The 13,283-nt window shown below is 51.1% G+C and carries 10 protein-coding genes; 2 read left to right on the forward strand and 8 right to left on the reverse strand.

The genetic code is table 11. From position 1 onward, the window contains the following. The 4 genes from AQR02_RS27105 to xylA all read right to left on the reverse strand — a co-directional run. Positions 1-1,701 (reverse strand): sensor histidine kinase (locus AQR02_RS27105; RefSeq protein ID WP_245237766.1); only part of this gene is annotated, 1,701 nt, incomplete at its 3' end. Between the two features lie 157 nt (positions 1,702-1,858). Continuing rightward, on the reverse strand, positions 1,859-3,397 hold the full coding sequence (locus tag AQR02_RS27110) for a response regulator transcription factor (RefSeq protein ID WP_054943459.1): 1,539 nt from the start codon (positions 3,395-3,397) through the stop codon (positions 1,859-1,861). Between the two features lie 94 nt (positions 3,398-3,491). Next, positions 3,492-4,988, reverse strand: a complete 1,497-nt coding sequence (xylB, locus tag AQR02_RS27115) for a xylulokinase (protein ID WP_054943460.1) — start codon at positions 4,986-4,988, stop codon at positions 3,492-3,494. A 152-nt stretch (positions 4,989-5,140) separates the two neighbouring features. Continuing rightward, entirely contained in the window at positions 5,141-6,460 is a 1,320-nt protein-coding gene (xylA, locus tag AQR02_RS27120; RefSeq protein ID WP_054943461.1) for a xylose isomerase, read from the reverse strand. Between the two features lie 348 nt (positions 6,461-6,808). Here xylA and AQR02_RS27125 point away from each other — a divergent pair, with 348 nt between their 5' ends. Both AQR02_RS27125 and AQR02_RS27130 read left to right on the forward strand, forming a co-directional pair. Further along, positions 6,809-7,969 (forward strand): ROK family transcriptional regulator, encoded by a 1,161-nt coding sequence (locus AQR02_RS27125; RefSeq protein WP_187388831.1) that lies wholly within the window; start codon positions 6,809-6,811, stop codon positions 7,967-7,969. 135 nt (positions 7,970-8,104) lie between these two features. Further along, the gene (locus AQR02_RS27130; RefSeq protein WP_054943463.1) at positions 8,105-8,308 is read left to right on the forward strand and encodes a hypothetical protein; all 204 of its coding nucleotides are present in this window, start codon (positions 8,105-8,107) and stop codon (positions 8,306-8,308) included. Positions 8,309-8,404: 96 nt separating this feature from the next. Here the strand turns inward: AQR02_RS27130 and AQR02_RS27135 are convergent, their stop codons facing one another. The 4 genes from AQR02_RS27135 to AQR02_RS27150 form a co-directional block, all read right to left on the reverse strand. Next, positions 8,405-8,845 carry a GNAT family N-acetyltransferase gene (locus AQR02_RS27135; RefSeq protein WP_054943464.1) on the reverse strand — a complete coding sequence of 147 codons (441 nt, stop codon included), beginning with the start codon at positions 8,843-8,845 and terminating at the stop codon, positions 8,405-8,407. Between the two features lie 122 nt (positions 8,846-8,967). Continuing rightward, positions 8,968-9,201, reverse strand: coding sequence for a glutaredoxin family protein (locus AQR02_RS27140; RefSeq protein WP_054943465.1), 234 nt, complete (start codon positions 9,199-9,201; stop codon positions 8,968-8,970). A 75-nt stretch (positions 9,202-9,276) separates the two neighbouring features. After that, positions 9,277-10,218 carry a thioredoxin-disulfide reductase gene (gene trxB / locus AQR02_RS27145; protein ID WP_054943466.1) on the reverse strand — a complete coding sequence of 314 codons (942 nt, stop codon included), beginning with the start codon at positions 10,216-10,218 and terminating at the stop codon, positions 9,277-9,279. Positions 10,219-10,422: 204 nt separating this feature from the next. After that, positions 10,423-12,390, reverse strand: coding sequence for a heavy metal translocating P-type ATPase (locus AQR02_RS27150; RefSeq protein WP_054943467.1), 1,968 nt, complete (start codon positions 12,388-12,390; stop codon positions 10,423-10,425). Positions 12,391-13,283: the final 893 nt, after the last annotated feature.

Below are 13,283 nucleotides of genomic sequence, written 5' to 3' on the forward strand. Positions count from 1 at the left end.
CAGGCCATGCTGTTCCCCGTAGTACAAGACCAGTCTCTGATGCACATTGCGCATACCGATCCGGCTCCGCTGCTCTTCTTCCGCCTGAGCAATCACCCCGCGCAGTTCAGAGAGCCGCTGCTGGGACATCCCCGCACCGTCATCGGTAACATATACCTGGATCTCATTGTCGATCAGCTTTACACTGACTTTCACATGAACGGGCCCTTCTTTATTCTCTAGTCCGTGGACGACCGAATTCTCCACCAGCGGCTGAATGATCAGCGGCGGAATCAGAATCTCTGAGGCCTTGGTGTCAAAATCAATTTCATACATCAGCCTTTCCTCATAGCGGAATTTCTGGATCTCCAGATAGGAGCGGATCATTTCAATCTCCTCCTTGAGCGGAGCCCGTTCTCTGCCGACTTCGAGGTTCTTACGCATCAGCTTGCCTAGCAGCCTGACAATATTCGCGATTTCCTTCTCGCCCTTCAGATGGGCATTCATCCGGATCGATTCCAGCGCATTAAAGAGGAAATGCGGATGAATCTGGCTGGCCATCATTTTCAGTTTGATTTCCCGTTGGGCAATCTCCAGCTTACTGTTCTTCTCATTGCTCTCAATGACCTGGCTGATCAGCTGGTTGATACTGGACACCATATAGTTGAATTGGCGTGACAGCTGCCCGATCTCATCTGTCCCGTCAATACGGGAGACAACGCCCAGATTACCCAAGGCTACTTGATTCAGCTGGCGGCTGAGCCGGAGCAGCCGGTTGGTTGTGAGCAAAGAGATCGTATAGACCATCACGAGGGCCACCAGTAATACTCCGCTGATAATCAGCAACCCGAGAATGCTCACTTTGTTCGCACCGCTGAGTATACTTTTGGTTTCGAATACAGAAATAATCTTCAGCTTGCTGATACTGAGTTCAGGAGTAATCTCATCAACGATAACGTAGGAGTCTTCCCCTTTGACTTTCGTTTGGATCACATTGCCGGAGTGGTGTTCCAGGTTCACTTCAATATCAAATGAGGCCAGCGTCGTCCCGACCAGCTTCGGATTCTTTGCAGCCACGATATAGCCCCGTTCGTCTGTAATAATCGTCTCGAATGGCTCCTGGGACAGCATGTTGTTCAGTTCATCCTGGTTCATCTGGACCATAATAATTCCATTCTTGTTGTATTCAGGATAAGCCACCTGGCGGATCAGGCTGAGTTTGTTGATACTCCCCTTAGTGTTGCTGAGAAAACCCTCTTGGTCATCAATATAGAGCCAATAGATTCCTTTGGTCTCCATAACCTTTTTATACCAGGGGCTTGATTCTGTCTCCGGAGTCAGCGGAGTTATCGACAGATTGTTAACGAGTGTCGGATTGTCGATAAAAAAGCGGATATTGGCGATTTCGCGGTACTGTAAAATATAGTCCTTAAAATCGGTATAATTCATATAGGCTTTCGTAAGCTCAAGGATGCTCGGGTATTGCCTATTCACAAGCATCTTCAGATTCTCATCAAAAAAGAGCAGGTTAGAGATGTCCGTAGGCACACGAAGCTTGGCTGAAAACTGGCTCTTGATTTTCTCGACGTTATTTGTCGCCTGATCGATGGCCCGGTCCAGGGCTGCACTCCGGAAATAGCTGATCAGGGTAATCCCTACAATCAGCACTGGAATCATGACAACCACAACGTAAAACAACATTAGCTTATACTTCAGCTTCATATTATTGATCATGCTTATTAGCTGCTTGATCTTAATCCCCCCATCCCAAATCATTCTCCCGCAAAAAGCCAAACAGGCTGCTCCCCTCACCCTGGTCAGATGGGGAACAGCCCGTCTATCATAATCCTAGAATTAATGTTCAGCAAGCCCTGCCTGTTCACTGCTCCTTGCGGAAGGCACTGGGGGATACACCTACATATTTGCGGAATTTCGCGTTGAAATAATCGGCATTCATGTAACCGACCCGTTCGGCTACCTCGTATACCTTCATGCCCTGCGTGAGGAACTGCTTGGCTTTCTCAATTCTCACCTTGTCCAGATAAGTGTTAAAATGCTCGCCGATCTGATTCTTGAACATTTTGCCCAGATAAGCGCTGTTATAATTAAAAATCTGCGCAAGCATTCCCAGCTTCAGGTTCTCGTTGTACCGGCGCTGAATCAAATCCGTAATCCGCTTAATCTCGTCGCCCCGTCCGCCGGTGTTCAGCTGCTTCGCAATATGTTCCAGATAATCGGCTACCATGCTAAGGATATCACTAAGATAATAGCTGTTGTACACTTCACTCGCAGGAGAGGCATTCCCGCTGATCAACGTGCGGACATCGGGATTTACGGCCTCCAGCCGGGCTATCGTACTGCTTACAATCCGAATCAGATTGTCTTTGATATAGGTCTCATCATGTCTGGTCTCAACCAGCTTGCAGATAATTTGCCTCACTAGCGGGGACAGTACCTCAGTGCTTCCTGTCTCGACCGCCAGCAGAAGCTCCATTTCTTCATCGCGTTCAGAATCAGCAAGCTCCCCGGGCTCCTGCACTGCTTCTGCCCATTGCTCTACTGCCCCGCTCACCAGAATCTCCCTGCGCCCGAAAAAGGCCTGCTCCAGCAGCTCCCGCGCAGCAGTATATGATGCGGCTGCCAGTTCCGGCTCCGCTACCGCTCCTCCGGATGCAGCATAAAAGTCCAGTCCTTCTCTGGCAATGATTCTGTTTAATTCCTGCCACAGTGCCGCACGGGCAGCTTCATCTTTCAGAGGCTCCTTCAGCAAAAGACCTAGAAAGGGAGGCAAACTGAAAAAGATTGCCCTCTCCGGCGGCAAATAGCGTTCCAGCAGGCTCCGGACCCGCTCCTCCCTTCCGTCCTCCCCCTTATGGGGACGCATCAGCTGGAGCAGAATAACCTCACTTTCCCCCTGCAGGCCAAGCCTTGCTGCTGCTTCCGGTACGGCAATATCCTCGCTGTCAGGCTGAAGCAGCCCGCGCAGCCAGGCTTCATGATTGCTTACCTCTGCTTCAGTCTGCAGCCTGCTGAACTGCTCTTCCCGTTCTATCGTTACCCGGAGTTCCTTCAGATAAGAGATCAATTCCTCCTCATCAACCGGTTTCAGTAAATATCCGTCGATATGGCAGGAAATCGCACGTTTAGCATATTCGAAGTCTGCATAGCCGCTAAGAATCAGCACATGGCAATTGGCGTTTTGTTTACGAAGTTCAGCAATCAGCTCCAGACCATCCATTCCCGGCATACGGATATCGGCGACGATCAGCCTGGGAGCAAAGGTATGGAACTTCTCAAGCGCCTCGAATCCGTTCGCCGCTGTTGCCACTACGGTATAGCCTTCTTCTTCCCAGGGGATCAAGGTCCGCAGCCCTTCCCGCAGCTTGGGCTCATCATCAACAATCAGCACTTTTATCATTAGTCTTCAACCCCCTTTAACGTAAAATCCGGAAAGGATCTTATGTCCTCTCCGGAATCCGCGAGTGATCATCGTTCCGCTTACCGGCGGGTGCTTACTTACGGTATGCCGCCAGCTTGTCGTTCAATTCACGGGTCTGGCCGTATACTTCCTGGTAAAGAGCGAACAATCCGTCATATACCGCCACCTGCTCCGCATTCGGTTTGAACACTTCTGCCGGACGGATGAAGGCTTCGGCACATTCGGCCAGTGAGGTGAACCAGCCGCTGCCGTATGCAGCCAGCATCGCGGCGCCCATCGCGGGCCCCTGTTCGCTCTCCAGCTTAATAATTGAAGCACCAAAAATATCCGCCTGCATCTGCAGCCAGGCTTCATTCTTGGCACCGCCACCGATCGCGACAATCTCCGTAATTTCCTTGCCGGATTCACGTACAATTTCAATAGATTCGCGAAGCGAGAACGTAATTCCTTCAAGCACGGAGCGGGTAAAGTGTGAAAGCGTGTGTCCGGAGTCCATGCCGATGAAGCTGCCGCGGATATTCGCATCCGGATGAGGAGTGCGCTCACCGCTGATATATGGTGTAAACAGCAGCCCGCCGCTGCCTGCCGGTACGGAAGTCACGCCCTGCAGCAGTTCCTCAAAGCTCTTCTCAGCAGCAAACGTTTCTTTAAACCAGGTAAGGCTATGACCTGCAGCCAGGGTAACACCCATGATATAGAAGGCATCCTTCTCACTGTGGTTAAAGAAATGGACTTTGCCTTCCAGATTAAGATCCTTATTAGTCTCGTAGGAGAGAACTACACCTGATGTGCCGATACTGCACATCGTCCGTCCTTCACCCAGAATTCCCGCACCCAGTGCGCCGCAGGCATTGTCGGCTCCGCCGGCAAATACCTTCGTGGATGTAAGCAGTCCGGAAGCTTCCGCAATCTCCGGCAGCAGCGTTCCAGTCTGTTCGAAGGATTCTACCAGTCTTGGACACAAAGAAACCGGAAGTCCTAAGGCTTCGGCGATTTCCGGACTCCATTCCTTCGCACCAACGTCCAGCAGCAGCGTTCCGGCGGCATCTGAATAATCCATGGCATAATCACCGGTTAACCGGAAACGTACATAGTCTTTCGGCAGCAGGAATTGATGGGCCTGGGCCAGAACCTCCGGCTCGTTCTCCTGAACCCAGAGGATCTTAGGCAGCGTGAACCCTTCCAGTGCCTTGTTTCTGGCGATGTCGATAAGCTTTGTTCCAAGCGTCTTCTCAATCTTGCGGCACTGTGCTGTAGTGCGGGTATCATTCCAGAGAATAGCCGGACGCAGTACCTTGCCTTCACTGTCCACGAGTACAAGCCCGTGCATTTGGCCGGAGAAGCTGATTCCGTCTACCTGTGACGGATCAACGCCCGATGTCTCGATCAGGCGGCGCAGGCTGACGAGTGTTCCGTTAACCCAATCCTCCGGATTCTGTTCACTCCAGTTGGGCTGCGGTCGCTTAAGCGGATACGCTGCCGAATGCTCAAAAGCTACTTTCCCCTGCGGATCAACCAATACCGTCTTTACCGCGCTCGTTCCGAGATCGACACCGATTACATATTTCATAGTTATCATAGTCCTCCTATTAGTGCTGCTTCTAATTATTACCCTGTTGTCCGTATAAAAAAAGGGGGCTGCCGAAGAATGCTCTCTTCAGCAACCCCCGTTGCGTTAGTGATCCATGAATTTACGGACAGTGCCGCAAATCCGGTGTAATCTTACTCAGCTGTCAGGATGTACTGGTTCAAAGTCGCTCTGAGCAGCTCTTGACGTCCGGACTGGTTCGGACGCGGAGTTTCATTGCCCAGTGCATATTCAGCCAGCGAAGCCAAAGTTGCTTTGCCGGACACGATATCAGCGCCTACGCCTTCAGTGAAGCTGCTGTAACGTTTAGCGATGAAGTCGTCGAATACACGGTCTTCAATCAGCTTAGCGGCAACCTTCAGACCCTTAGCATAGATGTCCATACCGGAGATGTGTGCCAGGAACAGGTCCTCAGGCTCGAAGGAAGGACGGCGTACTTTGGAATCGAAGTTGATACCGCCTTTGCCAAGTCCGTCGTTCTTCAGCACTTCATACAGGGTCAGGGTAGCATCGTAGATGCTTGCAGGGAATTCATCGGTATCCCAGCCCAGAAGCGGATCGCCCTGGTTCGCATCCAGCGATCCCAGCATGCCGTTGATGCGTGCTACACGCAGCTCATGCTCGAAGGTGTGGCCGGCAAGGGTTGCATGGTTAGCTTCAAGGTTCAGCTTGAAGTGTTTATCAAGGTTGTACTTCTGCAGGAACGCGATAGTAGTTGCTGCATCGAAGTCGTATTGGTGTTTAGTAGGCTCTTTCGGTTTAGGCTCGATCAGGAACTGGCCTTCGAAGCCGATTTCCTTAGCATAGTCTACAGCCATGCTGAACAGGCGGGCAATGTTGTCCTGCTCCAGGCCCATATCTGTATTCAGCAGCGTTTCATAGCCTTCACGGCCGCCCCAGAATACATAGTTGTCAGCGCCCAGACGTTTACCAACTTCCAGACCTTTCTTAACCTGTGCAGCTGCGTATGCATACACATCAGCGTTGCAGGTAGAGCCTGCACCGTGCATATAGCGCGGGTTGGTGAACATGTTGGCAGTGTTCCACAGCAATTTTTTGCCGGAAGACTTCATACCTTGTTCAAGGATGTCTACGATGGTATCAATGTTGCTGTAGAACTCGCGCAAAGATGCGCCTTCAGGAGCGATATCCACGTCATGGAAGCAGTAGTACTGCAGGTCCATTTTTTCCATGAACTCAAATGCTGCTTCTGCACGGGCCTTTGCCTTATCAATCGTGCTCAGCTTATCCCAAGCGCGGACTGCAGTTTCAGCACCGAACGGATCGGCGCCGCCTGCTGTTAATGTATGCCAATAAGCCATTGCAAATTTCAGGTGCTCTTCCATAGTTTTGCCGGCTACGATTTCTTTAGGATTGTAGAATTTGAATGCGTAAGGGTTAGTGGAACGGCTTCCCTCGTAAGAGATTTTGCTCACTGATTCAAAATAAGCCATTTGTAAAATCCTCCTCTATTATGCTTCGCCCGTAAGCAAGCGTTTACAGCATCATCTTAACACATCTTTCCGACTTTGTATATTGGTTAAACAAAGTTTTGAAAAACTTTTATTGTGTCTGTTATTTGTCCTCATACCCGGAGGCAACCTCTCTCCTCCTCCCGGTCTGCCTAATTATATGAACATAAAGTACCCCTTGGCCGCAGTACCTATACCTAAGCTTATAGACCAGGCTCCAGGCTCCACTCTATATATCCTGCTCCTCTGCCTGTTGCTTTTTGGCGAACATCGCTCTAGACTAAATGGCATGTATCAATGAGAACGTTGTCAAAAAAGGAAGTGTGCTTCGTGAAAGTTACAGGTGACCAGGCGCTGGTCAAAAAGATCAATAAATCGATTATTCTACATACGATCCGCATGTTCTCCCCGGTCTCACGGGCCAAGGTGTCCGAGATGACCGGCCTCAACAAAGCAACCGTATCGAATCTTGTTGCCGAGCTATGCGGCCAGGAGCTTGTTACTGAAGTAGGACCCGGCGAATCCAGCGGAGGACGCAAACCGCTGATGCTGCATTTCAATGCGATGGCTGGAAGTGTACTCGGCATTGAGCTGCGGGTAAAACAGCTTACAGCCGTACTTTGTGACCTCGGCGGCGGCATTCTGCAGGAGCTGGATTGCCGGCTGGAGGCCCATGATTTCCCTTATGTACTGGAGCAGATGAAACGCATCATCGCCGATCTGATCGCCATGGCTCCGCCCTCCCCGTATGGCATCGTAGGGATTGGTGTAGGGGTTCCGGGGATGGTTGACGAGCACGGCGTTGTGCTGTTTGCACCTAACCTTGGCTGGGAGATGATCGATCTGCGGTCTATCCTGGAAAACTCGTTTTCAGTCCCGGTCACGATTGACAATGAAGCAAATGCGGGGGCACAGGGAGAGCTGAATTTCGGTGCGGCACGCGATGTCCGCCATTTGCTATACATCAGTGCGGGGTCAGGGATCGGCTCGGGGATCATCATCGGCGGGGAGCTGTATAAGGGTGCCCGCGGATATGCAGGAGAGACCGGCCATATGACCATAGAGGCGGAAGGCAAGCCCTGCAGCTGCGGGAGCCGCGGCTGCTGGGAGCTTTATGCTTCGGAGAAGACCTATGATAATTCGGGGCTAACACTGCCCGCACGTACGACCCGGGAACTTGTCCGGCATGCACGCAGTGGACAGGAGGACGCCTTGCGCCACTTCTCGTCCATGGGGGAATATCTGGGAATCGGGGTAACCAACCTCATTAACAGCTTCAACCCTGAGCTGATTGTTATCGGCGGAGCCTTATCTGAAGCCGAGCCGTGGCTTGGCGAGCCGCTGCGCCGAGTGGTAGCCGAGCGTACGCTTCCCTATCACAAGCAGCAGCTAGAGATTACCTTCTCCAAGCTGGGCAGCCGTGGAACGATGATTGGTGCGGGTTTCTCGGCCGTGATGCATTTTCTAGGCAATATCAGGGTTACACTCTGAATAAATTGACGTAAAATCGCCGCAAATATAACAGCATAAGATGCAGCAAAACACTTTTAAATCCATTATAATAAGGTTGCATAAGTGTGACATATATCACACCACCCTTTTTGTTCTGAAACGGAGAGTGAGCCCATGACCTATGTTGACACATCTGATATTTCTGCGCAGATGTTCATCACTGTGCTGCTGCTTTTACTCATTATCGCCCCTTTAATCAGCCTCGGCGTGCTGCGGATGTTCCAATCAAAGAAGAAATCGGGGTTTATGCTTATCTTTAGCGGTATAGCTGTTTATGCCATCTTCCAGGTGGTTATGTCCCTTACCCACGCTTTTTAATGATTTGCCGAAACCCAATGACTCTGGCTGTATAAAAAATAGCCGGACCTCTTTCAAGTCCGGCTACCTTTTATACGGTAAGCTGTATCGTTCAGCTTACATTCTGCTCTGTGCTGCAGCGCCTACGGACAGAATGCAGGCAAAGCGTTCAACTCCGGGATACTGTTCGCCCAGGCTGGTAATCGCAAATCCGGCACTCCTGTAAAAGCCCACAGCCTCATGATCAGTCTCTGCAGTTATCGTTTCAATTCCTGCGGTTTTGCTGATCTCCGTAATCATTCCTCTGCCAATCCCTTTTCCCCGCCACTTCGTCTGAACCGCAAGATGTCTGATTTCTAAGGCTTGCTCACTCTGCCGGATAATCCCGGCTAATCCTGCCAATTCACCATCTACAAAACAGCCGAACAGTTCCTTGGAACCCCCTGTGTTGTAGCTGTTTATTTCCTGCCCGATCACCTCGCCGTCAGCCATCATGCACAGAGCCAGCAAGTCTTTCACCGCATCATCATTCCAATAATCCCTTAAGCATATTAACAAGGCCGACGACCCCCTATCTGTTTCATTAAGTGCAAGTACTCTAGTTCCAAAAAATCCGAACACAAAGACCGCCCCCGGCAGGAAGCGGCCTAATGAAGGACTCTATATAAGCACGTCGTGCATTAAACAGTTGCCAATGCTTTGGTAAACTGGGTTTTATTCATCCCGACAATTTTGAAATCACCGATGACCGTTACAGGCACGGCTCTGAGGCCCATATCCCAAACCTGTTGTGCAAAATCATCGTTCTGCTCAATGTTGCGTTCCTCGTAGGATACACCCTGCTCGCTCAGGAAGCTTTTTACCTGGCGGCAATGTGGACAGTTGGTTGAAGTGTACACAATTACATTTTCCATTGGTTGATTCCTCCTAAAAGTTTGTTTTCAATGAAATCTATTGTAGCACCGGAGTGCCTTTTTCACCAAATAGGGTTACAGAATTACTGCGCTATGTTCCAGGCTTTCAATATATTTCTCAGCATCCATCGCTGCCATGCATCCGCTGCCGGCTGCCGTGATCGCTTGTCTGTAACGGGTATCCTGAACGTCGCCGCAAGCGAATACGCCAGGGATGTTAGTCTCGGAAGTGCCCGGATTGGTCACAATATATCCATTCGCATCCGTAGTGATCTGTCCGCCCAGGAAGGCTGTGTTTGGATGATGGCCAATCGCTACAAATACGCCGCTGGCTTCAATAATTTCTTCTTCACCTGTTAAATTATTCAGCACCTTAAGCCCGCTTACACCTTTGTCACCGGAGACGACTTCCAGTGGAGTGCGGTTCAGGCCCCAGGCAACCTTAGCATTATCACGAACCCGGTCCTGCATGATCTTCGAACCGCGCAGCTCTTCGCGGCGGTGCACAAGGGTTACCTTGGAGGCAAAGCGGGTCAGGAAGCCAGCTTCCTCAAGCGCAGAATCTCCGCCGCCGACAACGACAATTTCCTTACCGCGGAAGAAGAATCCGTCGCAAGTGGCGCAGGTGCTGACACCGCGTCCGATATTATCCTGTTCACCGGGAATCCCGAGATATTTCGCTGTAGCGCCAGTGGAAATAATCAGGGTATCGGTCACGAAGGTCCCCATTCCCTCCACTTCAAGCTTGTAAGGGCGTTCCCCCAGCTCCACACTGTTAACCCAGCCTGTAATGAATTTTGCCCCGAAACGCTCTGCCTGCTTACGCATATTGTCCATGAGCTCCGGTCCCATAATCCCTTCAGGGAATCCCGGAAAATTCTCGATTTCTGTTGTAGTTGTCAGCTGTCCACCCGGTTGGGGACCTTCGATCACCAGCGGATTCAGGTTGGCCCGGGCCAGATAGATCGCAGCAGTCAGCCCGGCAGGTCCGGTACCGACGATAATTGATTTATACATGATTATATCCTCCTTGAGATGGACGCATAGACGTCTAATCTGCAATTTCTTAATTAAAATAATTATAATGTAGTACTTATTATGATCATCTCAAGGGAATATGTCAATATGCCAGACACGTATGAATCGGCCTTTTTTGTGAACAATTCAATTTTGAACAACCTATTTGTCGAAATCTCTTTGTAAAGAGCTTTTCTGAAGGAATCAGCGCAGCAATCGTAGCCCATTGAGGATGACAAGAATCGTACTGCCCTCATGGCCGACCACGCCAAAAGGAAGGGCAATTCCCTGCAAGAAATTGCTTAATATCAGGGTAAGGATCACCGTTACCGCAAAAATCATATTCTGCTTCACAATCCGCTGTGTACGGCGGGCTAATTCAATCGTCGAAGCAATCTCCTCGATATTATCATTCATTAATACCACATCGGCGATTTCAAGTGCGGCCCCGCTGCCTTTCATGCCCATGCCCATCCCGACTGTAGCGGTAGCCAGCGCCGGTGCATCATTCACCCCGTCGCCGACCATGATGACATGGCCGTATTGTTCACGCAGCGCCTTGATATGGGCCACTTTGTCCTCCGGCAAAAGATCGGCAAAAACAAGATCGACTCCCGTTCTTCCGGCCATTACGGCTGCTGTGGCTTCACGGTCCCCCGTCAGCATCGCTACCTTAATTCCCAGCTTCTGCAGCTTCCGCACTGCAGCTTCCGCCTGCGGACGCACCGTATCCTGCAGAGCAATCATGCCGGCGATGTGATCTCCTTCCAGAATCAGTGAAACGGTCTTCCCTTCACTCTCCAGCTGCTTCCGAACCGCTTTCCAGGACGCATGGCGCTCTTCCTTCACTGCCACAGCACGTTCATCCAATACATTGGTTTTACCTATTCTCCACAATCTGCCGTTAATCCAGCCTTCAATCCCCCAGCCGGTTACGGATTTGCTCTCCTGGGTGCTGTGCAGCTCCACCCGCTCCTCCTCCGCCAAACGGACAATGGCCTCCGCCAGCGGATGACGTGACAGCTTCTCAATCGAGGCGCTGACTGCCAGCAGCTCATCCCGGCTGTACCCTTCTCCGGCAATAAAATCAGTGACCTGCGGAATCCCCTCAGTCAGCGTCCCCGTCTTGTCAAAAGCAACCACTGTTACCTTCGCCATATTCTCCAGATGTACACCGCCTTTGAACAGGATGCCTTTGCGTGCACTTTTGGAGATGGCCGACAGCATAGCGGGCATAATGGACGAGACCAGGGCACACGGAGAGGCGACAACCAGGAATACCATCGCTTTATAGAAAGTATCGCTCCAGCTCCAGTCGAGCACAAACGGCGGCAGTGCAATCAGAATAACGGTTGCGATGACCACAACACGGGCATAAATCGCCTCCAGGCGCTTAATGAACCGCTGGGAATCCGGGACTTCGGTTTCCGCTTCTTCAACCATTTTGATGATCTTGGCGAAAAGCGTGTGCTCGGCGGCAGTGGTAACCTCGATATAAAGCGGCCCTTCCCCGTTAACCGTTCCTGCGAACACTTCACTTCCGGTTGTCTTCTCCACCGGCAGGGATTCACCAGTAATCGAAGCCTGATTGACTGCCGACTCGCCGCGATAGACCTTGCCGTCTGCCGGAATAAGTTCACCCGGACGCACCAGCAGTAAATCTCCGACAGCCAAAAGATCAATCGGCACCTCGCTCATTGCCCCCTGCTCAATACGTACAGCAGTAGCCGGCTTCAGCGCCATCAGCGAAGAAATATCCTTTTTGCTGCGCTCCATGGTATAGCTCTCCAGCGCTCCGCTCATGGCAAAGATGAAGATCAGCATCGCCCCTTCATTCCAGTAGCCGATGGAGGCTGCACCTAGTGCGGCGGCTATCATCAGCAGGTTGACATCGAGATCACGCTCTTTGACCAGCGTTTCTACGCCCTCCTTCGCCTTGATCCATCCGCCTATTGTGTACGAGATCACGTAAATCAGTACGGAGAGCACCTCTGACCACCCGCTGACAGCCCAGGCGATAAGCATAAGCAAGCCGCTGCCGAGCGCGGCCTGCATTTCCCTGTTTCTCAGCATGGCCCGCGGATCAAAGCGCCGCGGCTTCGGAGTCCGCGGCTGCTGCGCGTTGCCTTGGCGGGCTATCGGTTTAGGGATTTGTTTGGATGTTGCTTGCATAATAAAAATCACCTTCCTGTTTGTAGTGAAGAGCATAAGTGAGAATGGACGCCTGACTGAGAGAGCCTGACTGAGAGACTTACTGAGAATGAGAGCCATTATTAAAGCCCTTAAAATGACACATGCTGCCCCGGCTCAGCCGGGACAGCATGATAAATGAGAATGATAATCATTGTTGCAATAGTACAACTATATTTCCTCAGGGCAACTTATACATATACTATACCACTTTCCACCGGAAAGTAAACCCGGAGACAAGTCTGAATTTGAGCGACTGTATCCATTGATATGCGGGGCGTGCGAGGCGTGTGAGACGAGTAAGGCGAGTAAGGCGAGTAACGCGAGTAAGGCGTGTAACGCGAGTAAGGCGTGTAACGCGAGTAAGGCGTGTAACGCGAGTAAGGCGTGTAACGCGAGTAAGGCGAGTAACGCGAGTAAGGCGAGTAACGCGAGTAAGGCGAGTAACGCGAGTAACGCGAGTAAGGCGAGTAAGGCGAGTAAGGCATGTAAGGCGTGTAACGCGAGTAAGGCAAGCCTGGCTTGTCCAGTTTTACGCCGGCATACCGGGGAAATGCAACAGCTGCCTGAGTGTACTTATGTGTGCAGATTGGGTGGGGAACGCAGGGCCATGGCTGATATGACCTAATTGTATTCCATACCGTTAGATTCCTGATTTCTGGTGATCCTGGAGCTTTTAATTGCAATCTGTACAATTGAAAAAGCGGAATCCCGCCTATTCGCAGAATTCCGCCTAAATACGTGTACAGAGTGCAGTTATTTCCTTAAGAACACGAAAAAGCATTCGTATAACTGTACGTAGTGCAGTTACCGTTAATGGACGGAGCAAGAGTAATCGGAGCGAGAGGCTGCCGGGGAATACTAATCCCTACCGG

The sequence above is a fragment of the Paenibacillus ihuae genome (assembly GCF_001368795.1).
Lineage (GTDB): Bacteria > Bacillota > Bacilli > Paenibacillales > Paenibacillaceae > Paenibacillus_AQ > Paenibacillus_AQ ihuae.